Source organism: Micromonospora sp. GCM10011541, from assembly GCF_042650725.1.
In the GTDB taxonomy this organism is placed as follows: Bacteria; Actinomycetota; Actinomycetes; order Mycobacteriales; family Micromonosporaceae; genus Micromonospora; species Micromonospora sicca.
Genome location: NZ_JBHSBP010000026.1, coordinates 79282 through 103338, shown reverse-complemented (window position 1 = coordinate 103338; position 24057 = coordinate 79282). Strand labels below are relative to the sequence as shown.

The window sequence follows — 24057 nt, the reverse complement described above, 5'->3', positions numbered from 1 at the left end:
CCGGTCAGGTGAGGTGCGGGAGGGCGTCGGTGAGGAAGGTGGCGAGCGCGGCCGGGGAGTCCAGGGTCAGATCGGCGGCGTCGGCCACCTCGAGACCGGTCTCCGGGTTGGCGACGGCCACGCAGACGCCGACGAACCGGGGGTCGGCGGCGGCGCGGGCGCGCAGCGCGGCGAACGCCTTGATGTCGGAGACGTCGTCACCGAAGTACCAGGCGCCGCCGGCGTCGCGGACGATCTCGCCGATCACCATGCCCTTGTCCCGGTCGACCGGGGGCTTGAGCTCCAGCACCATCCGGCCGGCCTGGCAGCGCAGCCCGAGCCGCTCGGCGCGGGCCCGGCCCCACTCCTGCACCAGGTTGCCGAGTTGCGGGGCGGTGCGCCAGTGCAGGGCGACGGAGAGCCGCTTGAACTCCACCAGGGCGCCGGGCGGCAACTCGGCGCGGGCCTGCTCGGCCAGCTCCGCCATGGTGGGCACCCAGGGCAGGGCGGCCGGCTCGGTGACCGTCTCGCCGCCGGAGTGGCTGTGCTCCAGGCCGTAGAGCCCGTACAGGTCGATCCCGCCGAGGCCGCCGAGGTGGTCGCGGAGGAACTCCACCGGCCGCGCGGAGACGATGGCGATCCGGCGTACGAGCGGGGCGAGCGCCTCCAGCGCGGCGAGCACCTTCGGGGCGGGCTGGACCGCGGTCGGGTCGTCGCCGACCGGCGCGAGGGTGCCGTCGAAGTCGAAGAAGAGCACCGTGTCGGCGGCCCGCTCGGCGGTCGCCCGCCAGGCGTGCTCAGCGTCCAGCGGGGTCTTCGGCTGCTGGTTGCCCAAATTCAACGGCGGCACGGGCGACAGCGTACCCCGGGCGGTGCGGCTCATTCGTGGCCGAGATGTGACGCTCAGCCGGCGGGACATGTCAGCGTTCGGCGGCCCCCCGTCCCCGGCGTCCGAACGGCACGACGGCCGCCTCCTGGCCGTGGCTGAGCAGGTAGCCCTCCACGAAGCCGGTGTTCCGGTCGCCGGTGTGCGTCTCGATCTCGTTCAGCCTGGCCACCAGGAACTCGGTGAGCGCGCTGACCCGGTCGTTGAGCCGGTCGTGCAGCTCGGCGACCACGGCCAGGACCACCGCGGTGCCGGCGGTGATGAGCGCGAAGAGATTGACGACCAGGGGAAGCTGCCCGCCGTTGATCACGCCGACCACCACGTTGCCGGTCACGCACGATGTCACCGAAACCACCGCGACCACGACTGCCAACCATTTCAGGGTCATGGACAGACCCCTCCTTCTGTCCCGCAGGGCTGGATTCGGCCTTGTCCCGTCCCCCCGCCGATGACGAGCCCAAGCAGTACGAATAGGGACGCTAGCGCGCCCGTTCCGGCCCCGGAGGGAAACGGTCGGGTCTGCCCTACCATTCTTTCGCCATCTGAGGAACTACCCGGCTTGTTTACCTCTATTTCGGACTTCGACCGGAAGAGTTGGGCGATAAGCCAGGTAACGAATGGTTTCCCGGATGTGGAACTTCTCCGCGTCCGACACATTCGGATCGACCAGACGGCGGAGCAGTGCCTCGACGTCGGGGTCCATCGGCGGTGGGCTCGGGGCGCTGCGCGGCGGAGCCGCCCGGTCCCAGCCCAGGGCGGTGAAGGCGGTCGCCGGGTTGAGGCCCAGCCCCTGGCAGAAGGCGACCACCCGTTCCGCCTCCGGGTCGCTGGCCCAGTCGCCGCGTACCCAGCGGTTGATGGTCTGGCGGGAGACGCCGGTGCGGCGGGAGACCTCGGTCCCGCTCCAGGCCCGCATGGCCCGGGCGTCGTCCAGCGCGCGCCGTACGAAGGTGGCGAAGGCGATCTTCCGTGCGTTGGCCGTCTCGGTCACCCCGTGACGGTACGACCAGTCGTCCGCCCCGGGGAGGCCCGGCACGCTGCTGTCACGCAGACGTGACGGCTCTCTCGGATTTCCGGTAAACGATCCAGCGCTGCTCTTGAGGGGTGCCACCCGGGCAGAATAGGTGCCCACCAGTACGGCGGTAAACAGACGAAAAGCTGATACTGTCACGCTCATGAGACAACTTACGGTGTGTCACGTGCATGAGACGATGAGTGCTCACATGCGTCACTCCGCGGGTTTCAAGGGGGTCCGGTGACCGAGCTCGCCACCCGCGCCCAGGCGTTCGGCCTGATCGCCGAGGGGGTGGCCGCCGGGCTGAGCGCGCCCTGGCGCCTCTACCTCGCCCGGGGTTGCCGCTACCTCTCCCTCAGCGTCGCGGACCGCGACGAGTGGAACGCCTGGCGTATCCACCTCGGCTGTCCCGAGCTGAGCGTCCGGGTCTACGACGCCGGCGGCGAGATCCGGCGCTCCTCGGTCGCCGAGGTCGTGCTGGACGGCTGCCGGATCAGCGTCGAACTGGTCGAGGAGGTCAGCACCGCCGATCTGGAGCGGCTGCTGGTCGTCGACCCCGCGGCCGAGCCGGAGGAGCGATGACCCGGCGGGCGAGCGGGGTGTCCGGCGACCCGACGCCGGCGGGAGCGGCCGGATGAGCCCCTTCCTCGCGGTCGTCCTCGTCCTCGTCCTCGGGTCGACCAGCTATGCGGCGGGCCGGCTGCACGGCCAGCTCAGCTACCGGATCGGCTACCGCTTCGGTTATCGGCAGGGCTACTTCGACGGTGACCGGGGCGCCTGGAACCGGCGGCGCCGCGACGCCCAGGCCGCCATCGCCTCGGCGCTGGCCGGCCCGGTCGTCACCCCGACGTCGGCCGCGGTGCCGCCGGTCGGCACGGGCCCGCGCGACGGTACGGCGACCGCGGTCGCGCTCGGTGGCCGGCCCGCGCCGGGGCCGTCCTCCCGCGCCTCCGCGACCGCACAGTTCGGCGGGATCGCCACCCGGCAGGGCACGACCTACACCGGTTCCTCGTTCACCGCGTCCGTGGTCGGCGGCCGGCATCCGGCCGGGACGCTGGTCCGCCGGCAGGGCTGAGGTCCGCCAGGTACACGGTGCGTCGTCCGCGGCGGACGCGCACCGTCGGGACCAACGTCAGACCGGTGACGGTGGTCCCGCCGGCCGGGATGCGCGCAGGGGGCATGCATCCCGGCCGGTTCCGCCGCCCGGCGTTCACGCCCCGGTCGGGTGGGATCCACTGCCGCGTACTAGCCGAAGGGCCGTGACGCGACTAGCGTCTAGTCATGGCACGGGGTTCTCCCGGGCCAGCCGGCCAGCCCGGACCTGCGACCTCGCGCACGGGGCCCGCATCCGACCCGTGTCCACCGGGCACCGGACGAGGCGGAACACGGGTGGCCGGGTGCCCATCCGCGGAGCAGGCCTGTGACGACTCGCCGTACCCCCGCCGGTGCCGACCAGACCCCGGCCGCGACTGCCACGACCCGCCGGACCACCCGCAGCCGCCGCACCACGGCCGCCGCGTCGGTCGGCACCGAGGAGCCCCGACCAGCCGGCCAGGCCTTCGTCCTGGACACCTCGGTCCTCCTCTCCGATCCCGCGGCCTTCCACCGCTTCGCCGAGCACGAGGTGGTGCTGCCCCTCGTCGTCATCTCCGAGCTGGAGGGCAAGCGGCACCACCCGGAACTGGGCTGGTTCGCCCGGCAGTCGCTGCGCATGCTCGACGAGCTGCGGGTGAAGCACGGCCGGCTGGACCGGCCGGTGCCGGCCAACGACCAGGGCGGCACGCTCCGGGTCGAGTTGAACCACACCGACGACGGGGTGCTGCCACCCGGCTTCCGGAACGAGTCGAACGACGCCCGGATCCTCTCCGTGGCGCTCAACCTCGCCGCCGAGGGGCGCGAGGTCACCCTGGTCAGCAAGGACATGCCGCTGCGGGTGAAGGCGGCCTCGGTCGGCCTGCGGGCGGACGAGTACCGGCACGGCCAGGCCAGCGACCCGACCTGGACCGGCATGGCCGAGCTGGAGCTGGGCGAGGAGGAGATCGGCCGGCTGTACGCGGGCGAGACGCTCGACCTGGACGCCGCCGCCGGGCTGCCCTGCCACACCGGTCTGGTGCTGCAGTCGGCCCGTGGCTCGGCGCTCGGCCGGGTGCTGTCCGACAAGACCGTACGACTGGTCCGCGGCGACCGGGAGGCGTTCGGCGTGCACGGTCGCTCGGCCGAGCAGCGGGTGGCGCTGGACCTGCTGCTGGACGAGTCGATCGGGATCGTCTCGCTCGGCGGGCGGGCGGGGACCGGCAAGTCGGCGCTGGCGCTCTGCGCCGGGCTGGAGGCGGTGATGGAGCGCCGCCGGCACAAGAAGGTGATCGTGTTCCGCCCGCTCTACGCCGTCGGCGGTCAGGAACTGGGGTACCTGCCCGGGTCGGAGTCGGAGAAGATGTCGCCCTGGGCCCAGGCGGTCTTCGACACCCTCGGCGCGGTGGTGCACGAGAACGTGCTGGAGGAGGTCACCACCCGGGGCATCCTCGAGGTGCTGCCGCTCACCCACATCCGGGGGCGCAGCCTGCACGACGCCTTCGTGATCGTCGACGAGGCGCAGTCGCTGGAGCGGGGGGTCCTGCTCACCGTCCTGTCCCGGATCGGCCAGGGGTCGCGGGTGGTGCTCACCCATGACGTCGCGCAGCGGGACAATCTGCGGGTCGGGCGGCACGACGGGGTGACCGCGGTGATCGAGGCGCTGAAGGGCCATCCGCTCTTCGCACACGTCACGCTCAGTCGTTCGGAGCGGTCGCCGATCGCCGCCATGGTGACGGATCTGTTGGAGGACATTCCGCTCTGATATCGATTTCCTGCCGGATTTGTCATTCCTTGCGGGTATTCGCTTTGTGGCCCAGATCACAAATGTGGCTGTTGGTTTCCCATCCGCCTCACTGTGCGCGATGGTGTCCAACGAGCGCCCACGCACCAGAAAGATCGTCGGTCATCGCTCGCCCCCGGCGACTGGAGATCGGTCAACGCCGGTGCGTCGGCTGCGACCCGCGGGGTCGGGGCGCTCACGGCGCCGACGCGGCCACGGACGGCCACGCGTCGCGTCGTGTCCTTGCCCCCGACGAAGGGACCACTTCGTGAGTCGGCTGTGGAGCCGGTTCGGTGCCCGTACGGCCGCCGTCGCACTGCTCTCCGTGGGCGTTGCCGGCGGCTTCTATCTGGGCGAAGACCGGGAAACCCAGCAACAGGGCCTGACCGCGCAGGTCGGCCTCGAGGTCGACCGGGCGGAGTACGCGTACCAGCGTGAGCTGCAGGCCGACCACCGGCTGGAGTCGGCCAAGCAGCGGGCCGCCGAGTACCAGGCCAAGCTGCGGGCGGCGGCGGCGGCCAAGGAGGCCGCCGAACGGGCCCGCGAGGCCGAGGCAGCGGCGGCGTCCCGGAAGAAGGAACGGGAAGCGGCGGCAGCCCAGGTTGCCAAGCCGTACGACGGCCCGATCCCCGCCTCCTGCGAGGAGTTCAGCGGCAACCGGGCGATCGGCTGCGCCATCATGCTCGACGAGGGCTTCGCCATCGACCAGTTCCCCTGCCTCGACAAGCTCTGGACCAAGGAGAGCGGCTGGAACCACAAGGCCTACAACTCCGGCTCCGGCGCGTACGGCATCCCGCAGGCGCTGCCCGGCAGCAAGATGGGCTCGGTCGCCGACGACTGGAAGACCAACCCGGCCACCCAGATCAAGTGGGGGCTCGGCTACATCGAGGGCCGGTACGACGACCCGTGCGGCGCGTGGGCGCACTCGCAGAGCACCGGCTGGTACTGATCCGACGCTGACGACGGCGGGGTGTGTGGGCAGCCACACACCCCGCGATCGTCGTGTCGCCCTGGGACGCGCCGCTCAAGTGGCGGTCGACCGCGATTGCTGATAGCCATTGGTACGTGACCTGGCGCGGCGGCCCGACGGGCGGCGATCCCCACCGGTTCGGCACCGAGGCGTTCTACGCCTCGCTGGGCCGGGCCTTCGTCGCGATGTGCGCGGTCGTGCCGGTGCTCTTCCTCATCGAGGCGCTCGACGTCGGGCTGCACGCCGACCTCGACGTGGCGGCCGGGATCATCCCGCACCGGATCCAGGGGCTGGACGGCGTCTTCTTCTCGCCGTTCCTGCACGCCGACTTCACCCACCTCTACAGCAACAGCATCCCGCTGATCCTGCTCGGCACCTTCGTGCTGGCCGCCGGCACCCGCCGGTTCCTCTGGTCGACGCTGGTGATCATCCTGGTCAGCGGGCTGGGGGTGTGGTTCACCGGCTCGCCCAACTCGGTGGTGGTCGGCGCCAGCGGCGTCATCTTCGGCTACCTGGGCATCCTGCTCACCCGGGGCGTCGTCGAGCGGAGCTGGTGGAACGTCGCGGTGGTGCTGCTGGTCGGCCTGCTCTACGGCTGGCAACTGCTCAGCATCCTCCCCACCGACGAGCGGATCTCCTGGCAGGGCCACCTGTTCGGGCTGCTCGGCGGGATCGTCGCGGCGGTCCTGTTCCGCCGCCGCCGCGCCGAGCTGGACCAGCCGCAGCACACGGAGCCGCCGCTCACCCTGCCCTGACCGGCCGGCAGGGTCGTCCGAACGGGTCATGGGACGTGCTTGCCGGAGGGCACCCGCCCGCCTACCGTCGGCATCAGCACACGTTGATCCGCGAGGCGGAAGTGACGGTACGCATGCGCGAAGTCGATGTCGCCGTGATCGGGGCCGGTCCGGCCGGGCTCTTCGCCGCGTACTACGCCGGGTTCCGTGGGCTCTCCGTGGCGGTGATCGACGCGCTGCCCGAGCCGGGCGGCCAGGTCGCCGCGATGTACCCGGAGAAGCTGATCCTCGACGTCGCCGGCTTCCCCGCCGTCAAGGGGCGGGACCTGGTGGCGAACCTGGTCGCCCAGGCCGCGCCGTTCGCGCCGGCGTACCTGCTCGGCACCCGGGCCGAGAAGCTCTCCTACGCCGACGGGCGGCCGGTACTGGGGCTCGCCGGGGGCGAGCAGCTCAGCTGCGGCGCCGTGATCGTCACCGGTGGGCTGGGCAGCTTCACGCCCCGGCCGCTGCCCGCCGCGGACAGCTTCGCCGGCACCGGGATCGTCTACTTCGTACCGCAGCCGACCGAGCTGGCCGGCCGGGACGTGCTGATCGTCGGCGGCGGTGACTCGGCCTTCGACTGGGCCCTGACCCTCCAGCCGCTGGCTCGGTCGGTGACCCTGGTGCACCGCCGGGAGCGGTTCCGCGCCCACGCGTCGACCGTCGCCCGGGTGCTGGCCCTGCCGGTGCGGGTGGTGGTCAACGCCTCGGTGACCCGGCTGTACGGGGAGGACCGGGTGACCGCCGCGGAGATCGTGGTCCGGGGTGGCGTCGCGGAGACGCTGCCGGTGGACAGCGTCATCGCGGCGCTCGGCTTCACCGCCGACCTGGGTCCGCTCGCGGAGTGGGGCCTGCGGCTGGATCGCCGGCACATCGTGGTGGACAGCGCGATGGCCACCAACCTGCCCCGGGTCTTCGCCGCCGGTGACATCACCGAATACCCGGGCAAGGTCCGGCTGATCGCCACCGGCTTCGGCGAGGCCGCCACGGCGGTGAACAACGCGGCGGTGGCGATCGACCCGAGCGCCCACCTCTTCCCCGGTCACTCCTCCGACGGCAGCTGACGCCGCGACCGGCCCGCCACCGGGCTGTCGCGCCCCGCGCGGCGGGGACCGGTCAGGACGGTCCGGGGAGGCCGATCAGGTCGGCCATCAGGCCGGTCTGGTGGTCGAAGTACTCGTCCCGGTGCGGGAGCGTCCGGTTGATCCGGCCGAAGAGTTCGAAGCTGATCAGCCCGAACAACTGGGTCCAGCCGGCCATGCCGCGGGCCAGCAGCGCCTCGGACATGCCGGGGTACAGGCCGGCGGCGACCTCCGCGAGGTCCTCGCGCAGCGGGTCGGGCAACTCGTCGGGCGGCGGGGTGAGCCGGCCGGTGGTCAGTCCGTCGTGCAGGATGCCGACCAGCACGACCGGGGGACGCTGGGCCGGTGCGACCGTGTCGTCCGGGGCCGCGTACCCGGGGACCGGGCTGCCGTAGATCAGGGCGTACTCGGCCGGGTGGGCCAGCGCCCAGGCCCGGGCCGCCCGGCAGACCGCGTGCCAGCGCCCGCGCAGGTCGCGCCGCTCGACCGCCGCGTCGGCCGCCTCCACCGCGTCGCCGAGCGCGTCGTACGCCTCCAGGATCAGCGCCGTGAGCAGGTCGTCCCGGCTGGGGAAGTAGCGGTAGATCGCCGAGGAGACCATGCCCATGTCCCGGGCGACCGCGCGCAGCGAGAGGTTGGCGCCGTCCGTGGCGAGGTGGCGGCGGGCCACCCTCTTGATCTCGTCGATCATTCCGGCGCGGACCCGGGCGCGCAGCGAGTGGGCGACCATGCCCCCACTCTGCCACGGATGAGAGCGCCAATCAAAATAGAGAGCACTGCTCTTGACGAAGTGTCGTGCGGCGGGTCATGCTGGTCCCGTTCTCGACGAGAGCAGTGCTCTCGGATCAGACCCCTGCTTCGAAAGGTGGCCCTCATGGCCCTGCATGTCATCGTCGGCGCCGGTCCCGTCGGCACGGCCACGGCCCGGCTCCTCGCCGGACGCGGCGACCAGGTGCGGGTGGTGACCCGCCGGGGCACCGGGTCCGAGCACCCAGCCGTCGAGCGGGTCGCCGCCGACGCCGCCGACGCGGAGCGGCTGGCCGCGCTGACCGACGGCGCGGACGCCCTCTACAACTGCGCCAACCCGGCGTACCACCGGTGGCCGACTGACTGGCCGCCGCTCGCGGCGGCGCTGCTCACCGCCGCCGAGCGCAGCGGCGCGGTGCTCGCCACGGTCGGCAACCTCTACGGCTACGGCCCGGTCGACGGGCCGATGACCGAGGCCACCCCGCCGGCGGCCACCGGCGTCAAGGGGCAGGTGCGCAACCGGATGTGGGCCGACGCGCTCGCCGCCCACCGGGCCGGCCGGGCCCGGGTCACCGAGGTGCGCGGCTCCGACTACCTGGGTGCCGGGGCCACCTCCCTGCCGATGCTGGTGCTGCCCCGGGTGCTCGCCGGCAAGCGGGTCTTCCTCCCGGTCGACTGGGACGCCCCGCACAGCTGGACGTACATCGACGACGTGGCCCGCACCCTGGTCGCCGCCGCCACCGACCCGCGGGCCTGGGGCCGCGCCTGGCACGTGCCCAGCGCGCCCGCCGTCGGAATGCGGGAGCTGGCCACCCGGGCGGCGGCCCTGGCCGGCGCCCCCGCGCCCAGGCTGATCCGGATGCCCTACCCGGTGCTCTGGCTCGGCGGCCTGGCCAACCCGTTCGCCCGCGAGCTGCGCGAGACCGCCTACCAGTTCGACCGGCCCTACCTGCTCGACTCCAGCGCGGCGACCGCCACCCTGGGCGTCGAACCGACCCCGCTGGACGTCGCCCTCGCCGAGACCGTCGCCGCGCTGCGCCGCTGACCGGCCATTGCCGCCCGCGTGCCCGCCGCCGGAGCGGGCGTCAGCGGCGCGGTGCCGGCCCGAGCGCCGCGATCAGGACCGCGACCATGGTCAGCGCCGCGCCGAGCAGGGTGGCCGGCCCGGGATGCGAGGCCGCGGTCGGCAGGACCAGGTCCAGCAGTACGGCGCCGACGATCTGCCCGGCGATGGTGGCCAGCCCGAGCAGCAGCACCCCGGTGAAGCGGACGATGGCGGCGGCGAGCGCGATGAAGACGATGCCGATCGGGCCGCCCAGGTAGAGCCAGGGCTCGGTCGGGAAGCCGCCGCCCGGGCGGCCACGGACCGCCACGTCGATCGCCAGGGTGACGAGCAGGGCCGCCGTGCCCACCGTGAAGTTCACCAACGTGGCCGACAGAGCGCTGCCGGAGGCTCCCCGCACCCGACCGTTGACCGCCTGCTGCCAGGCGATGCCCACCCCGGCCAGCATCGGCAGCAGGGCCAGCGCCAGGGCGCCCGGGTCGCCGAGCCGGTCGCCCACCGCCAGCAGCACCGCCAGCACGGTGAGCGCCGCGCCGACCAGTCGGTTCGGGGTGACCGCCTGCCGGCCGGTCGGCCCGAGGCCGGCCCGGTCGACCAGCAGGCCGCTGGCGGACTGCCCGGCCACCACGGCGACGGTGAAGACGGCGACGCCGAGCGTGCCGATGGTCAGCCCCTGGGTGGCGACCAGGAAGGCCCCGCACACCCCGCCGAGGCACTGCCACGGCCGTAGCGACCCCTGCGCCAGCGCCGCCCGCAACGCGGCCAGCCCCCGCCGGCCGCCCGGGGTGGCGGGGACCAGCACCAGCAGGATCAGCAGGCCCAGGCCGAAGGAGACCACGGCGGCGGCGATCCCGTCGCCGAGTCGTACGCCCAACTCGCCGTTGATCCGGGACTGCACGGCCACCGCGACCCCCGAGGCGGTGGCCAGCCCGACGCCGGCGACCCGCCGGGTGGTCGACAGCGTGGGGGGCGCCACCGTCCCGGTCGCGCTCACTCCTGCTCGGCCAGCGGGCGACCGTCGAAGTCGACGGCCGAGTAGAGCGCCAGCTTCTCGAGCCGGTGGTACGAGTCGATCACCCGGATGGTGCCGCTCTTGGACCGCATCACGATCGACTGGGTGTACGCCCCGCCGGCCCGGTAACGCACCCCGCGCAGCAGGTCGCCGGAGGTCACGCCGGTCGCCACGAAGAAGCAGTTGTCCCCGGTGACCAGGTCGTCGGTGAGCAGCACCCGGTCCAGGTCGTGCCCGGCGGCGAGCGCCTTCTCCCGCTCCTGGTCGTCGCGCGGCCAGAGCTTCGCCTGCATCGCCCCGCCCATGCACTTGAGCGCACAGGCGGAGATGATGCCCTCCGGCGTGCCGCCGATGCCCATCAGCACGTCGACGTCGGACTCGCCCCGGGCGGCGGCGATCGAGCCGGCGATGTCGCCGTCGGAGATGAACCGGATGCCCGCGCCGGTCCGCCGGATCTGCTTCACCAGGTCGTCGTGGCGGGACCGGTCCAGCACGCAGACCGTCACCTCGGAGACGTCGGTGCCCTTGACCTTGGCGATCCGGCGCAGGTTGTCGGCCACCCCGGCGTTGATGTCCACCACGTCGGCGTACATCGGGCCGACCGCGAGCTTCTCCATGTAGAAGACGGCGCTCGGGTCGAACATCGAACCCCGCTCGGAAACCGCGAGCACCGCGAGGGCGTTCGGCATGCCCTTGCTCATCAGGGTGGTGCCGTCGACCGGGTCCACCGCCACGTCCACCTCGGGGCCGCTGCCGTCGCCGACCTCCTCGCCGTTGAACAGCATCGGGGCGTTGTCCTTCTCGCCCTCGCCGATCACCACGACGCCCCGCATCGGGATCGAGTTGATCAGTTTGCGCATCGCGTCGACGGCTGCCCCGTCGCCGCCCTCCTTGTCGCCCCGACCGACCCAACGGCCGGCGGCCATCGCCGCGGCCTCGGTGACCCGGACCAGGTCGAGGGCGAGGTTGCGGTCGAGATCCTGCGGGATCCGCGTCCTGGTGTTCGTCATGACGGCTCCTCCTCGCGACGTTGCGGGGTGGACCGGCAGGATGCGGCCGTCGCCGCTGCCGGCTTTGTCGCTGATCCTCACACGATCGCCGACGTGACGGCGGGGCGGGGCGGGGATGGCCAGCTTCCCGCCGTCCGGGCGGCCCGGGCCCAGGCCGGTCGTGACCTGGCCGATCCGTCGCGGGCCGGCTCCGCAGCGGAGTCGGCTGTGAGATCGGTCGCTCTCGGCGGCGGCGGCGGGTCGATGCCCGCCGGCCGGCGTCAGCTCGCGGGCGCCGTCGTCCGGTCGCCCCGCCGGCGGTCGCGCGGGGTGCTGGCGTGGGCGAGCCAGGGGGCCGGGCGGCGGATCGCGACCGGCCCCCGCCCGTGGGCGCCGGTGGCCGGGCGACACCGATCGGCCGGCTGCGAGAATGGGCGGGTGGAACCCGCACAGCCAGCCAACCGCGTACCCACCGACACGACCCCGCCGGACGGCCAGCCGCCTCTCCGGTCGACCGCCGGGCCGTCCCCGGCGGCCGGCGAGCCGGCCCTCGTCGAGCCCGCCACCGGACCCGCGCCCCTCGCCGACGCGGGCGAGCCGGCGCTGGTCGAGCCGGCCCACGGCGCGGCCCGGGGCGGGGCCGGCGAGCCCCCGGCCGTCCCCGGCGACCAGCCCGCGCCGCCGGCTCGCCGGGAGAAGTCCCGCGCCGAGCGGTCGCCCCGGGACATGGCGCTGTCGCTGCTCGTGCTGCTGGTCCCCATCGCGCTGCTGCTCGCCTTCTACCGGGGGTTCCTCGGCGGCGACGAGCCGGCCACCGTGGACCCCGCGCCCGCCGTCGAGCAGGCGCGGGCGGCCAACACGTTCCCGGTCAGCGCGCCGGCCGGCCTGGCCGCCGACTGGCGTACGGTCAGCGCCCGCTACCGGACCGAGCCGACCGGGGCGACGCTGCGAATCGGTTACCTGACCCCGGAGGGGCGCGGCGCGCAGCTCGTGCAGAGCAACGTGCCCGCCGAGAAGCTGCTGCCCGCCGAGCTGAGCGGCGGCCAGCCGCAGGGGACGGCCGACCTGCCCGGCGGGAGGTGGCAGCGCTACACCGCCCGCGGCAACGAGCAGGCGCTGGTGCTGCTGGAACCGACGAGGACGGTGATCGTGGTCGGCGACGCCGGGGACGCCGAGCTGCGCCAGCTCGCCAACGCCCTCCGCTGACGGCGGCTGGCGGGTCAGGGGCCCTCAGGGGCTGAGCCCGTGCGGTCGGGGGTGGCCCGCGCCGCCGCCGGCCGGGTCGCCCGTCCGGGGTCGCGCGGACCGGACAGGGATTGCGGAAGGCCGCTTCAGGGAACAGAGGGAGCACGAGCTCGCCGGGTCGCTCCGCCGGCCGGACGCGGCTCGTGCGCCGGAGCCGGCGTGAGGGCTGCGGCGCCACGCCTCCGGCGCCTCCGTGGGCCGGATGACCCACCTGGAGAGGTTCACGTGATGATTCGACGTTTCAGCGCAGCCGCTTTCGCCGCGGCGCTGCTCACTCCTGGCCTGGCGGCCTGCAACAGCACCGGGACCGGCGAGGCGGGGGCCTCCGCGTCCCCGACGGTCGCCGGCAGCATCGCGCCGAGCGGCGCCACCCCCGGCACCGGTGACGCCAAGCAGGCGCTGCTGAACTCCACCAACGAGATCCGGAACGGCAACTTCCGGTTCACCATGTCCGGCGCCGGCTCCACGGCCGAGGGCCAGGTCCACGAGCCCAGCCAGAGCGCGGAGATGCGGGTGACGATCGGCGACGCGTCCTCCGACCTGATGATGAAGCTCGACCTGATCCACCTCAAGCCGGACAGCTGGGTGAAGGTGGAGCTGGGCGGCAAGTCGGCCGGCAGCATCCCCGGGGTGCAGAAGCTCAACCTCGGCAAGTACCAGCACCTGGACCAGACCCGGATCAAGGGCAACCGGGCGCTGGGCTTCGACTTCGAGAAGGTCGACCCGGCCGGCAGCGCGGTGCTGACGCAGGGCATCACCGAGGTCCGGCAGACCGGCGACGGCATGTACGCCGGCACGCTCGACGTGTCCAGGGCGGCCGAGGCCGGTTCGGTCGACCCCACCGTGATCACCGCGCTCGGCGCGCAGGCGAAGTCGGTGCCGTTTACCGCGAAGCTCGACCCGCAGGGCCGGCTCAGCGAGATGGTGGTCCAGATGCCGGCGGCCGGCCAGAGCGCCGCCCAGGACATCAAGGTCACGTACTCGGACTACGGCAACGCCTCGGCCGCACAGAAGCCGTCGGCCGACCAGGTGGTGGAGGCCCCGCCGGAGTTCTACAACCTGTTCAACTGAGCCCGACGGCGGGGCGGCTCCGGCCGTCCCGCCGTCGCGTCAGTCCTCGGCGCGCTGCCGGGCCGCGTCGATCCGCGCCCGGGCGCCGTCCAGCCAGCGCTGGCAGATGTCGGCCAACTGCTCGCCGCGCTCCCAGAGCGCCAGCGACTCCTCCAGCGACGTGCCGCCGGTCTCCAGCCGCTCGACCACCTGGGCCAGCTCGGCGCGGGCCTGCTCGTAGCTGAGCCGCTCGTCCTTCTTCTCGTCAGTCATCGCACCCATCCCACCACATCCGCCCGCCGTCGCCCGCCCGCCGCCGGTCAGCCGTCGACGGTCGCGGTCAGCTCGCCGTCGGCGAGGCGTACCCGCAGCGGGTCGCCCTTGGCCACCTCGGCGGCCGCCCGGACCACATGGCCGTCGGCGCGCTGCACGATCGCGTATCCACGGTCGAGGGTCGCGGCGGGCGAGAGCGCGCGCAGCCGGGCCAGGGTGTGCCGCAGGTCGTCGCCGGCGGCGCCGAGCCGGTGGTCCAGGCAGCGGCCGGTCCGGTCGCGCAGCGCGGCCACCTCGGCGGCGCGCTGGTCCACCATCACCTGCGGCCGGGCCAGCACCGGGCGGGAGCGGAGCAGGTCCAGCCGGTGCGACTCCCGGTCGACCAGGTTGCGGACGGCCCGCTCCAGGCGGGACCGGGCCTGGCCGATGAGGCGTACCTCCTCGGTCAGGTCGGGGACGATCCGCTTCGCCGCGTCGGTGGGCGTCGAGGCGCGGACGTCGGCGACGTAGTCGACCAGCGGCGCGTCCGTCTCGTGGCCGATGGCGCTGACCACCGGCGTACGGCAGGCGAAGACCGCCCGGCAGAGCGCCTCGTCGGAGAAGGGGAGCAGGTCCTCGATGCTGCCGCCGCCCCGGGCCAGGATGATCACGTCGATGGTCGGGTCCGCGTCGAGCACCTTGAGCGCGTCGACGATCTGCGGGACGGCGCTCGGCCCCTGCACCGCGACGTTGACCGTGCGGAACTCCACCGCCGGCCAGCGCCGCCGCGCGTTGGTCAGCACGTCCCGCTCGGCGGCCGAGGCGCGGCCGGTGATCAGCCCGATCCGGCCGGGCAGGAACGGCGGGCGGCGCTTGCGGTTCCGGTCGAAAAGGCCCTCGGCGGCGAGCAGCTTCTTGAGCTTCTCCAGCCGGGCCAGCAGCTCGCCGAGCCCCACCTGCCGGATCTCGTCGGCGCGCAGGCTCAGCGTGCCCCGGGCGGCGTAGAACTCCGGCTTGGCGTGCAGCACCACCCGGGCGCCCTCGCGCAGCTCCGGCGCGCCCGCGTCGAGCACGTCCCGGTTGGTGGTGACGGTCAGGCTGAGATCCGCCGACGGGTCGCGCAGGGTGAGGAACACGGTGCTCGCCCCGGGACGGCGGCTGATCTGCGCCACCTGCCCGTCCACCCACACCCAGCCGAGCCGCGCGATCCAGGCTCCCACCTTCTGGCTGACCACCCGTACCGGCCACGGCTCTTCCGACGTGCTCCGCCCCGCTTCGCCTCCACTCACCCGCCCACCCTACGATCCCGCCGCCCCGACGCCGTTGATCATGAGGTCGACGGGCGGTTCGAGCTCCGATCCACCCGCCAACCTCATGATCGACGTGAAGGTCACGGGCCGGCGGCGCGCAGGGGGTGGGTGAGGAGGTGGGTCTCCGTGGGGGCGGGCGGTGAGGACCCGGGGCCCGCCTCGGCCGCGATCTCGGCGGCGAGCGCGTCCAGCTCCGGGGTGGTGACGCCGGGGGCGGCCGCCTCGGCCAGCACCTCGTGCACCTCGGCCAGGACGGCACCCGCCCGGGCCATCAGCTCGATCTCGTCAGGGGTCTTCTGGATCACCAGGGCGCGCGTCCTCTCGTACCCGTGCAGGGGTCTCCGGTGGCCCCGCGCGCTGCCGGTCCGGTCATTCCGCCAGCCCGTGCGGCCTTCTGTGGCGCGGGTCGCAGCCGCTGCCGTCGGAAAACCGGGCACGTAGGATGGGCGGGTGACTCAGGCTGAGACGACTCCCCGGACCGGCAAGCGCGTGCTCCTGGCCAAGCCCCGCGGCTACTGCGCGGGCGTGGACCGGGCGGTGCAGACCGTCGAGGAGGCGCTGAAGCTCTACGGCGCGCCCATCTACGTGCGCAAGCAGATCGTGCACAACAAGCACGTGGTGCAGACCCTGGAGGCCCAGGGCGCGATCTTCGTGGAGGAGAACGAGGAGGTGCCCGAGGGCGCCACCGTGATCTTCTCCGCGCACGGCGTGGCCCCCGAGGTCTACGAGCAGGCGAAGGCGCGCTCGCTGAAGGCGATCGACGCGACCTGCCCGCTGGTCACCAAGGTGCACCAGGAGGCCAAGCGGTTCGCCGCCGAGGACTACGACATCCTGCTGATCGGCCACGAGGGGCACGAGGAGGTCGTCGGCACCGCCGGTGAGGCCCCCGCGCACATCCAGTTGGTCGACGGCCCGGACGGGGCCGACAAGGTCACCGTGCGCGACCCGAACAAGGTCGTCTGGCTCTCGCAGACCACCCTGTCGGTGGACGAGACGCTGGAGACCGTGGCCCGGCTCAAGTCTCGGCTGCCGCTGCTCCAGTCGCCGCCCAGCGACGACATCTGCTACGCGACCTCCAACCGGCAGCACGTGGTGAAGGAGATCGCCCCCGACTGCGACGTGGTGATCGTCGTCGGATCGCGCAACTCCTCCAACTCGGTGCGCCTGGTCGAGGTCGCCCTGGACGCCGGCGCCCGCGCCGGTCACCTGGTCGACTTCGCCGACGAGATCGACGACGCCTGGCTGGCCGGCGCCGGCACGGTCGGCGTCACCTCCGGCGCCAGCGTCCCCGACGAGCTGGTCCAGCAGGTGCTCGCGCACCTCGCCGAGCGGGGCTTCACCGACGTCGAGGAGATCACCACCGCCAACGAGCGGCTGACCTTCTCGCTGCCGCAGGAGCTCAAGCGGGACATGAAGGCCGCCGCGACCGCCGCGCAGGGCTGACCGGCCGCCGGGAACGAACCACCCCAGCCGTACGTCCGATACGGGTATGAGGAACCTTCGGCTCGCCGTCCCCGCCCTGGTCGTCTGCGCGGCGCTGAGCGCCTGCGGCGGCCAGGGCGGTACGGACGGCACCGCCACCCCGACGGGAGCAGCCCCGGTGACCAGCCAGCCGAACCCGAACCCGACCAACAGCCCGAACGACCCGCAGAACCCGGTCGACCCGCTGCCCACGAAGCCGCCCAAGGGCACCCCCGGTCCGACGAAGCCCCCGCCGGCGGGTGACACCACCCTCACCGGCACCATCCAGGCCGGGGTCGAGCCCAACTGCCTGCTGCTCGACGGCAACCTGCTCATCGGCGGCCCCCGCGACGTGCTGAAGCCCGGCGCCCGGGTCACGGTCACCGGCCGCTCCCAGCCCGGCATGATGACCACCTGCCAACAGGGCACCCCCTTCGTCGTCGAAGCCGCCCGCCCCGCCTGAGCCTCGAACGCAGGAGGCCCGCCCCCGGTGTGGGGACGGGCCTCCTGCCTCGCGGAATCGTCAGTCGACGCTCCGCACCACCACGTCACCGCTGCCGATCAGAATGTTCGTGTCGGTGCGGACCTGCACATTGCCGTAGAGCACGCGACCGCTTGCCGGGGCGGCCTTCGCGGTCACCGAACCGGGCACCGTCCACGAGGCGCCGCTGAGGTGCGGCGCGTTGGCGTCGGTCACCGCCACCGTGCCAAAGGCCGGGTTGGTGAAGACGTCGATGTAGTTGTAGCTCGTCGAGCCGGCGGGCACCGAGTACCCGTCCACACGTACCTTCCAGGCACCCGCAGCCGGGGTGGCGATCGTCACCGACTCCTCCGAGTCGCCGTCGGCGCTCCGCCCGGCCTCCACGCAGGTCCCGGACGTGCAGTTGAGCACGTACAGGTCCAGGTCGGCGCCGGGGTCGGAGGTCCCGCCGATGGTGGCCCGGAGCTGGGTCGAACCCGGGCTCACAGTCAGGTCGTACTCCTGGCTGCCGTGGTTGGCGATGGTGAACGGACCCTGCCGGGCACTGCCCAGCGTGGTGCCAACCGCCCGGCCGGTGAACGCACCGAGCGTGCTGGTCATCGTGTACGACCGGGACACCGGCGTGTTCGCCGTGGCCGAGTCGATCACGTCGGGGTTGGGGGACACGGTCGCACCGAGCACCGAGGCGGTGAGGGTGAACGGCGTCCACTCCGCGTCCGAGGTACGCCGACCGTCCACGGTGACCTCCCATACCCCGGCCAGCGGGTTGGAGGTCGTACGGCTGGTCGCCGAGCCGGTGGCGCAGACGCCCGCGGCCGGGACGTAGCAGGAGCTCGACGCGTTGTCGTCGATCGCCACGCCGTACGGGTGGTAGCGCAGGAACCGCGCCTGACCCGCGCCCGCCGCGCCGGTCGGGCCGGCGAAGTCCACCTTCAACGCGGGCGTGCCGGCCGGCACCTTGAAGTAGTAGTGCAGGGACTGGTTGCGACCCACCGTGTCGCTGATCCGCGCCTGGTAGTTGTCGCCCGCCTGGAAGGCGTACGGGGCGACGACCATGTTCATCGTCTGGTAGTCGACGCCGGTGGTGGCCGGGTCGTCCAGCCGCAGGACCGCCGAGTGGGCACCCGGGGTCGCCGGGTTGACCTTCACGGTGAGCGTGACCGGCTTGTTCAGGGGCAGCGCCACCGATGTGCCGGTGGCGAAGGTACCGTCGTTGCCGAGCCAGGACAGGTTGTAGGTGACCGCCTTCGACCCGCCGCTGGTGCGGGTGAAGGTGTAGGTGCGGTTGTACTCCTTGCCGACCGTGACGCCCTCGCGGTCGTAGATGCCGACGCCGACGCCGGGCCTCGCGAGGAAACCGGAGAGCACGGTGTTCACCGGCACCGAGGAGGTGATGCCGACCGTCTTGATGTTCTTCCGCAGCAGCTCGTACGCCGCCGGCACGTTGATCAGGCCGGCGCCCTGCTCGTACGCCCCGGCGTTGTCGATGAACCGGGCCGACGACATCATGGCCTGCCGGATCTGCGCCGGCTGGCGCTGGAAGCCCTGCGCCTTGGCGGCGCTGACCAGCAGCGCCCCGGCGCCCGCCGCCTGCGGCGAGGCCATCGAGGTGCCGTTGAACATCGCGTAGCCCGGCGGCAGCGCGTACGTTCCGGTGACCGGACCGCCCGGCTGCCAGGTGGGGATGCTCGAGATGGCCGAACCCGGGGCGACAACGTTGGGCTTGAACCCACCGTCCTCGCCGGGACCGCGCGAGCTGTAGTAGTGCAGGTTGTCGGCGTACGGCGAGCTGGAGCCGTAGTTGGCCCGCCAGGTGGCGTCGGTGACGTACGATCCGATGCTCATCACCTTCTCGGCCACCGACGGATCGCCGACGGTGTTCGTGCCCGGCCCGCTGTTCCCGGCCGAGATGAACATCTGCACGTTGTACTGGTCGATGAGGCGGTTGTAGAGCAGCGCCCGGGTGTTGTTGCCGTCGTTCAGCGACGGGAGGCCGCCGATTGACATGTTGATGACGTCCACGTTCGCCTGCTTGGCGGCGTAGATCATGCCCTCGATCAGGGCGTGCGAGGTGCAGCCGCCGACGAACATGCAGACCCGGACGGAGACCAGCTTGGCACCCGGGGCGGCGCCGGTCATCGCCCCGCCGAACAGGCCGTTAGCGGCGGTGATTCCGGCGACGTGCGAGCCGTGCGCGCCGGCGACGATGCCGATGTTGACGAACTTGCCCTTGCCGTCGACCTGCACGACGAACGGCATCGACTCGGCGATGGGGGTCGCCGGGTCGTCGGTGCCGAACGTGCCGACGTCGTACCGGACCTTGTAGTCGGTCATCGGGGTCTGGTCGGCGAAGGAGCCGTTCTGGTTGGTGTCGACCCAGACGGTGCTGCCGCCGTCCCAGAGCACGCCGAAGAGGCCGCTGCTGCCGGCGGGGTTGCCGTCCCGGTTGACGTCGTTGCCCACCTCGCCGCCGAGGGCGGCGGCCCGCTCGTTGAAGACGCCGAACCGGTAGGAGCCGGAGCCCGGCGCGGTCCAGCTGCGGTTGTCCGCGGTGAAGGTGGGGCCTGAGATGTTCGTCGCCATGCTGATCCAGGTCGGGTCGCCGTCCTCCGTTGGGGAGGTCGCGGTGACCCAGTCGACGATCTTCCGCTCGCCGGTGGTTGTGGTACGCAGCGCCGGGTGCGCCAGGTCAACGCCGGTGTCGATGATGCCGACGGTGGCGCCGCGTCCGTCGACCGTGGGGTGGTCGGCCACGAACTGCGCCGCCCCCATGTCACCAATCGGCATGTACGGGTTGACGGCCGGCGTGTTCTTGCCCGGCGCGGGCTGGGGCGCCGGGGCCTCGGACGCGTCGGGGCGCGGGTCGGGCAGCGGGACGGCCGCGTCGATCTCCACGGTCTGCACGCCGTTGAGCTGCGGGACGCGGTCGGCCCGGTCGACGGCCACCTCGGCGCGCAGGTAGCCCAGGGTGTCGTCCCGGTAGAGGACGTTGGCGCCGAGTCCGGCCAGGCCGTCGGCGACGGTCGTGACCTGCCCGGACTGCGCTCCGACCAGGACGGTGACCGTCTGCTGGCCCCTGTCTCGGGCCTCGGTCAGCCGGTCCTGGTCGGTGGGGGTCCAGCCGGCGGCGCTGCTCTTGACGGCGTCGACGGACGGCTGGGCGTTGGCGGGTGCGCCGGCGAATGCCGTGGTCAGGGCGCCGGCGGTCAACACCGATGCGAGGACCGCGGCAGCCGCGCGGTTGCGTCGGATGGGGGTTCTACTCACGTCTCTGCCTCCGGGGGAGAGCGAGGGGGAGGGCGGTACCAGGGGGCGGGCGTCAGGGACGCCGCCGTCACTGGTCCAGCGACCGGTGTGACAGATACGTCACATCGAGCGGCTGCCCGTAACAATGGCCCGAGTAATTGCCCGGCGGCAAGTAAAAAGAGACGTGTTCCGCCGCCGATCGGCCGTTACGGACCAACCGGTCGGCCATCCGGGCTGGCCCCGGAAGGCAGGAGCCCGCCCCCGGTGGACCGGGGGCGGGCTCCTGTGTGGTGGTCGGCGGGCGGTCAGTTCACCGCGCCGATGGCCACCGAGCCGCGGCCGACGACCGCGCCCTCGATGGTGGTGACGGCCAGGTCGCCGAAGAGCTCGCGACCGGCGGCCGGGGTGGCCAGGGCGGTCACCGTACCGGTGAGGGTGGCGGTGGCGCCGTTGGCCAGGGACAGCGGGGTGTTCGGGGCGGAGAGCGTGCCCAGCGCCGCAGCCGAGAAGGAGTCCCGGTAGTCGTACGCGGTGCCGGCGGCGTTGACGGAGTAGCCGTCCACGACCACCCGGTAGGTACCGGCGGCCGGGCTGTTCAGGGTGACGGCCTCCTCTGAGTCACCGTCGGCCGACCGGCCGACCTCCTTTGCGCCGAGGAAGACGTACAGGTCCAGGTCGGCACCGAGGTCCGTGGTGTTGCCGATCCGCGCGGTGAACGAGGTCGCCCCCGCCGGAACGTCCACCAGGTACTCCTGGCTGGCGCCCTGGGTGATGCTCGGGCGCTCGGCGCGGACGCTGGAGAGCGGGCCACCCACGCCGGTGACCTGGACCGGGCCGAAGGTGTTGGTCAGGCCCCAGCTCACCTCGGTCGGCGTGCCGGCGGTGACCGACGGCAGCTCGACCACGGCCGGCTCGACCTTGACGCCCTGCACCCGAGCCTGGAGCTGGAACGGGTTGTCCAGCGCCGGCGAGGTCCGGCGGGCCTCCACCTCGATCTCCCAGACACCCGCGATCGGGTTCTGGTAGTCCCGCTCCTGCGGCTTGCAGGCGGCGGCGTCGGAGAAGTTGGTGTAGCAGGCGGTGCTCGCGGTGCTCTCCACCGGCACGCCGTACGGGTTGATGGCGATGAACCGGGTCTGCGAACCGGCCGCGATGCCGGAGAGGTTGACCTGGAGCGCGCCCGCGCCCTGCGGCACCGTCACGAAGTACGAGGTGAAGCCGTTCCGCTCGACCGAACCCCCGCTGGAGAAGGAGTACTCCGGGGCGGAGACCGCGTTCGAGGCGACCACGACGGTGGAGACCTCGAAGTCGACCACCGAGGTGGCCGGGTCGTCGATCGTCATGATCGCGCCGTGCGCCCCCGCGGTCAGCGGCTTCGCCTTGACCTTGACGGTGACGGTCTTGTTCAGCGGCAGCCACACGACCTGCGGCGCGCTGAACGTGCCGTCGTTGCCGCGGAACGCGACGTTGTGGGCGATGCCCTTGTTCGGGCCGCTGGTCCGGGTCAGCTTGACCTCGTAGTAGCGGCTCTCCTTGACCTTCTGGCCACCGCGGTCGGCGGCGCAGCGGTTGTAGACGCCGACGCCCACGTTCGGGGTCGGCTCGAACTCGCCGGAGGTCTTGTTGTACCTGGTCAGGTTCCCCGACAGTTCGGTGCAGACCGGCGCCGCGGAGGTGTAGCTCCGGGTCTGCACGCCCGCGGCCAGCAGGCCCCACGCGCCCGGCACGTTGAACATGCCGTAACCCTGGCCGTACGTCGGGACGGCGGCGATCGGCTTGGCGGAGGTGTAGATGGCCCGGCGCAGCGCGGCCGGGGTGACGCCCTTGTCGGTCGCCTTCGCGGCCGACAGCAGCAGCGCGGCGGCGCCGGTGGCCTGCGGGGAGGCCATCGAGGTGCCGTTCAGCATCTGGTAGCCCGGGGGCAGCGGGTAGCCGGCCTCGGGGACCGGGTTGCCCGGCTGCCAGGTCGGCGCGGTGGAGATTGCCGAGCCGGGGGCGGAGATGCTCGGCTTGAAGCCGCCGTCCTCACGCGGGCCGCGCGAGGAGAAGTTGAACAGCGCGTTGTCCTTGCGGACCACCGAGCCGTAGTTGGCCAGCCAGGTGTCCTTGCTGATGTTCGCGGCGACGCTGACCACGTCGGTGGCGACGGAGGGGTCGCCGACGGTGTTCAGGCCCGGGCCGGAGTTGCCGGCCGAGATGAACATCTGCACGCCGTACGTGTTGATCAGGTCGTTGTAGAGGTTCGCGCGGGCGTTCGAGCCGTCGTTGAGCGCCGGCAGGCCACCGATCGACATGTTGACCACGTCGACCTTGCGGTTGATCACCAGGTCGGCCATGCCGGTGGTGAGCGCCGCGGCGGTGCAGCCACCGCCCCAGGAGCAGGCCCGGGCGGAGACCAGCTTGGCGCCGGGGGCGGCGCCGTCGAAGGCGCTGTTGCCCAGCATGTCGTTGGCGGCGGTGATGCCGGCGACGTGCGTGCCGTGGGTCGCCTCGATGATGCCGACGTTCACGTAGTCGACGAGGCCGGGGCCGCCGACCGGAGTGGTGTCGACGTCCTCGCGGTACTCCACGACGAACGGCATCTGCTCGCGTACCGCGGTGGCCGGGTTGTCCGTGCCGAAGTGGCCGACCTGGAACTTCTCCTTGTACGGCCGCATCACCTCGTCGTCGGTGAAGTCGCGGTTCTGGTTGGCGTCCACCCGGATGTCGTGGGTCACGGGGTTGTAGAGGATGCCCCACGAGTCGGTCGTGTCGCCGTCGCGGTTCACGTCGCCGGCCGGGTCGCTGGCCGCCGTGATGGACTCGCGGAAGGTGTTGAAGCGGTAGGTGCCGGCGGGCGCGGTCCAGGTGACCGCGGTGGCGCCGCTGCCGGTGGTGAAGGACGGGCCGGCGACCTCGGTGATCATCGCCCGCCAGGTGGCGTCCTCGAGCGGGTCGGTCGCGGTGACCCAGTCGACGATCTTGCGTTCGCCCGTGGTGGTCTTCTGCAGCGCCGGCTGGTCCAGGTCGATGCCGGAGTCCATGATGCCGATGGTGACGCCGCGGCCGTCCCACTCCGGGTGCGCGGCCTTGAAGGCCTCCGCGCCGGTCTCGTTGGTCGGCATGTACGGGTTGACCGCGCCGGTGTCCCCACCGGGGCCGGCCAGGGTCTCGCCCTGCTCGGCGGTCTTCGCGCCGGCCGGGGCGGCCTCGGGGGCCGGGTCGGGGAGCTTGATGGTCTCGTCGAGGTCGACGGCGGAGACGCCGGGCAGCGTGGCGGCCTTGAGGACCTTCGCGGTGGGGACCTTGGCCAGCAGGTAGCCGACCTGGTCGTACCGCTCGCTGATGGAGGCGCCCAGGCCCTTCAGGCCGTCGGCGACCTTCTTGGCCGACCCCTTCTTGGCGGCGATGATCAGGGTGACGGTCGGGGCGTGCTTCGCCTCCGCCTCGTCGAGGAGCTTGGCGTCGTGCGCGCCCAGCGTCTCGACGGCGGTCGGCTGCGAGGCGTCGGGGGTGGTGGCGGGGGCGGCGCTCGCGGTCGCGGCACCACCCCCCACGGTCATGGCGCCGGCCGCCAGGACCGAGGCGAAGAGCGCGGCGGAGGTACGCCGGCTCAGGTTGCGGGGTTTACTCACGTTCTCTTCCTCCAGAGAACAGGGCCCT

Annotated in this window: 22 protein-coding genes; 11 read left to right on the top strand and 11 right to left on the bottom strand. The window is 72.8% G+C overall.

What is annotated here, in order from left to right; translation table 11 throughout:
- Nucleotides 1–4: 4 nt before the first annotated feature.
- From otsB to ACFOYX_RS11235, 3 genes are all read right to left on the bottom strand, one after another.
- On the bottom strand, nucleotides 5–829 hold the full coding sequence (gene otsB / locus ACFOYX_RS11245) for a trehalose-phosphatase (RefSeq protein WP_109806005.1): 825 nt from the start codon (nucleotides 827–829) through the stop codon (nucleotides 5–7).
- 70 nt (nucleotides 830–899) lie between these two features.
- Nucleotides 900–1253, bottom strand: a complete 354-nt coding sequence (locus ACFOYX_RS11240) for a hypothetical protein (RefSeq protein ID WP_109805991.1) — start codon at nucleotides 1251–1253, stop codon at nucleotides 900–902.
- A 162-nt stretch (nucleotides 1254–1415) separates the two neighbouring features.
- Entirely contained in the window at nucleotides 1416–1856 is a 441-nt protein-coding gene (locus ACFOYX_RS11235) for a helix-turn-helix transcriptional regulator (RefSeq protein WP_109805992.1), read from the bottom strand.
- 264 nt (nucleotides 1857–2120) lie between these two features.
- On the opposite strand from ACFOYX_RS11235, the gene ACFOYX_RS11230 reads away from it, so the two are divergent.
- From ACFOYX_RS11230 to ACFOYX_RS11205, 6 genes are all read left to right on the top strand, one after another.
- Nucleotides 2121–2462 (top strand): hypothetical protein, encoded by a 342-nt coding sequence (locus ACFOYX_RS11230; RefSeq protein WP_109805993.1) that lies wholly within the window; start codon nucleotides 2121–2123, stop codon nucleotides 2460–2462.
- 52 nt (nucleotides 2463–2514) lie between these two features.
- Complete coding sequence (locus ACFOYX_RS11225) at nucleotides 2515–2955, top strand: hypothetical protein (RefSeq protein WP_322440708.1); 441 nt, start codon at nucleotides 2515–2517, stop codon at nucleotides 2953–2955.
- Nucleotides 2956–3300: 345 nt separating this feature from the next.
- Entirely contained in the window at nucleotides 3301–4716 is a 1416-nt protein-coding gene (locus tag ACFOYX_RS11220; protein ID WP_322440707.1) for a PhoH family protein, read from the top strand.
- A gap of 286 nt (nucleotides 4717–5002) precedes the next feature.
- Nucleotides 5003–5683: a lytic transglycosylase domain-containing protein gene (locus ACFOYX_RS11215; RefSeq protein WP_109805996.1), complete on the top strand. Its 681-nt coding sequence runs from the start codon at nucleotides 5003–5005 to the stop codon at nucleotides 5681–5683.
- A gap of 116 nt (nucleotides 5684–5799) precedes the next feature.
- Nucleotides 5800–6459 (top strand): rhomboid family intramembrane serine protease, encoded by a 660-nt coding sequence (locus ACFOYX_RS11210; RefSeq protein ID WP_109805997.1) that lies wholly within the window; start codon nucleotides 5800–5802, stop codon nucleotides 6457–6459.
- Nucleotides 6460–6572: 113 nt separating this feature from the next.
- The gene (locus tag ACFOYX_RS11205; protein WP_322440706.1) at nucleotides 6573–7541 is read left to right on the top strand and encodes an NAD(P)/FAD-dependent oxidoreductase; all 969 of its coding nucleotides are present in this window, start codon (nucleotides 6573–6575) and stop codon (nucleotides 7539–7541) included.
- 52 nt (nucleotides 7542–7593) lie between these two features.
- Here ACFOYX_RS11205 and ACFOYX_RS11200 read toward each other — a convergent pair whose 3' ends face one another.
- Nucleotides 7594–8289 (bottom strand): WHG domain-containing protein, encoded by a 696-nt coding sequence (locus ACFOYX_RS11200; RefSeq protein ID WP_322440705.1) that lies wholly within the window; start codon nucleotides 8287–8289, stop codon nucleotides 7594–7596.
- A gap of 144 nt (nucleotides 8290–8433) precedes the next feature.
- Here ACFOYX_RS11200 and ACFOYX_RS11195 point away from each other — a divergent pair, with 144 nt between their 5' ends.
- On the top strand, nucleotides 8434–9351 hold the full coding sequence (locus tag ACFOYX_RS11195) for an NAD-dependent epimerase/dehydratase family protein (RefSeq protein ID WP_322440704.1): 918 nt from the start codon (nucleotides 8434–8436) through the stop codon (nucleotides 9349–9351).
- A 40-nt stretch (nucleotides 9352–9391) separates the two neighbouring features.
- Here ACFOYX_RS11195 and ACFOYX_RS11190 read toward each other — a convergent pair whose 3' ends face one another.
- Nucleotides 9392–10363: a DMT family transporter gene (locus ACFOYX_RS11190; RefSeq protein WP_322440703.1), complete on the bottom strand. Its 972-nt coding sequence runs from the start codon at nucleotides 10361–10363 to the stop codon at nucleotides 9392–9394.
- Nucleotides 10360–11391: a class II fructose-bisphosphatase gene (gene glpX, locus ACFOYX_RS11185; protein ID WP_109806002.1), complete on the bottom strand. Its 1032-nt coding sequence runs from the start codon at nucleotides 11389–11391 to the stop codon at nucleotides 10360–10362. Before glpX ends, ACFOYX_RS11190 begins: the two co-directional genes overlap by 4 nt.
- 417 nt (nucleotides 11392–11808) lie before the next feature.
- Between glpX and ACFOYX_RS11180 the strand changes: the two genes are divergently transcribed.
- Entirely contained in the window at nucleotides 11809–12576 is a 768-nt protein-coding gene (locus ACFOYX_RS11180; protein ID WP_322440702.1) for a DUF4245 domain-containing protein, read from the top strand.
- 267 nt (nucleotides 12577–12843) lie between these two features.
- Complete coding sequence (locus tag ACFOYX_RS11175; protein WP_322440701.1) at nucleotides 12844–13686, top strand: hypothetical protein; 843 nt, start codon at nucleotides 12844–12846, stop codon at nucleotides 13684–13686.
- Between the two features lie 39 nt (nucleotides 13687–13725).
- Here the strand turns inward: ACFOYX_RS11175 and ACFOYX_RS11170 are convergent, their stop codons facing one another.
- The 3 genes from ACFOYX_RS11170 to ACFOYX_RS11160 all read right to left on the bottom strand — a co-directional run bounded on the left by ACFOYX_RS11170 (nucleotide 13726) and on the right by ACFOYX_RS11160 (nucleotide 15532).
- Nucleotides 13726–13938 carry an exodeoxyribonuclease VII small subunit gene (locus ACFOYX_RS11170; RefSeq protein ID WP_109806007.1) on the bottom strand — a complete coding sequence of 71 codons (213 nt, stop codon included), beginning with the start codon at nucleotides 13936–13938 and terminating at the stop codon, nucleotides 13726–13728.
- A gap of 47 nt (nucleotides 13939–13985) precedes the next feature.
- The gene (gene xseA / locus ACFOYX_RS11165; protein ID WP_322440700.1) at nucleotides 13986–15206 is read right to left on the bottom strand and encodes an exodeoxyribonuclease VII large subunit; all 1221 of its coding nucleotides are present in this window, start codon (nucleotides 15204–15206) and stop codon (nucleotides 13986–13988) included.
- Between the two features lie 101 nt (nucleotides 15207–15307).
- Nucleotides 15308–15532, bottom strand: a complete 225-nt coding sequence (locus tag ACFOYX_RS11160) for a hypothetical protein (protein WP_322440699.1) — start codon at nucleotides 15530–15532, stop codon at nucleotides 15308–15310.
- Nucleotides 15533–15677: 145 nt separating this feature from the next.
- Between ACFOYX_RS11160 and ACFOYX_RS11155 the strand changes: the two genes are divergently transcribed.
- Together ACFOYX_RS11155 and ACFOYX_RS11150 are read left to right on the top strand one after the other, a co-directional pair.
- Nucleotides 15678–16670 carry a 4-hydroxy-3-methylbut-2-enyl diphosphate reductase gene (locus tag ACFOYX_RS11155; protein WP_322440698.1) on the top strand — a complete coding sequence of 331 codons (993 nt, stop codon included), beginning with the start codon at nucleotides 15678–15680 and terminating at the stop codon, nucleotides 16668–16670.
- A 46-nt stretch (nucleotides 16671–16716) separates the two neighbouring features.
- Nucleotides 16717–17151 carry a hypothetical protein gene (locus tag ACFOYX_RS11150; RefSeq protein ID WP_322440697.1) on the top strand — a complete coding sequence of 145 codons (435 nt, stop codon included), beginning with the start codon at nucleotides 16717–16719 and terminating at the stop codon, nucleotides 17149–17151.
- Between the two features lie 60 nt (nucleotides 17152–17211).
- Here ACFOYX_RS11150 and ACFOYX_RS11145 read toward each other — a convergent pair whose 3' ends face one another.
- Together ACFOYX_RS11145 and ACFOYX_RS11140 are read right to left on the bottom strand one after the other, a co-directional pair.
- Nucleotides 17212–20436 carry a S8 family serine peptidase gene (locus ACFOYX_RS11145; RefSeq protein WP_322440696.1) on the bottom strand — a complete coding sequence of 1075 codons (3225 nt, stop codon included), beginning with the start codon at nucleotides 20434–20436 and terminating at the stop codon, nucleotides 17212–17214.
- Nucleotides 20437–20720: 284 nt separating this feature from the next.
- Nucleotides 20721–24029, bottom strand: coding sequence for a S8 family serine peptidase (locus tag ACFOYX_RS11140; RefSeq protein ID WP_322440695.1), 3309 nt, complete (start codon nucleotides 24027–24029; stop codon nucleotides 20721–20723).
- Nucleotides 24030–24057 lie beyond the last annotated feature (28 nt).

Coding starts and splice junctions, on each gene's coding strand:
- ACFOYX_RS11170 (WP_109806007.1), bottom strand. CDS start 13,938: ATGACTGACGAGAAGAAGGACGAGCGGCTCAGCTACGAGCAGGCCCGC.
- ACFOYX_RS11195 (WP_322440704.1), top strand. CDS start 8,434: ATGGCCCTGCATGTCATCGTCGGCGCCGGTCCCGTCGGCACGGCCACG.
- ACFOYX_RS11200 (WP_322440705.1), bottom strand. CDS start 8,289: ATGGTCGCCCACTCGCTGCGCGCCCGGGTCCGCGCCGGAATGATCGAC.
- ACFOYX_RS11175 (WP_322440701.1), top strand. CDS start 12,844: ATGATTCGACGTTTCAGCGCAGCCGCTTTCGCCGCGGCGCTGCTCACT.
- ACFOYX_RS11240 (WP_109805991.1), bottom strand. CDS start 1,253: ATGACCCTGAAATGGTTGGCAGTCGTGGTCGCGGTGGTTTCGGTGACA.
- ACFOYX_RS11150 (WP_322440697.1), top strand. CDS start 16,717: ATGAGGAACCTTCGGCTCGCCGTCCCCGCCCTGGTCGTCTGCGCGGCG.
- ACFOYX_RS11205 (WP_322440706.1), top strand. CDS start 6,573: ATGCGCGAAGTCGATGTCGCCGTGATCGGGGCCGGTCCGGCCGGGCTC.
- glpX (WP_109806002.1), bottom strand. CDS start 11,391: ATGACGAACACCAGGACGCGGATCCCGCAGGATCTCGACCGCAACCTC.
- ACFOYX_RS11225 (WP_322440708.1), top strand. CDS start 2,515: ATGAGCCCCTTCCTCGCGGTCGTCCTCGTCCTCGTCCTCGGGTCGACC.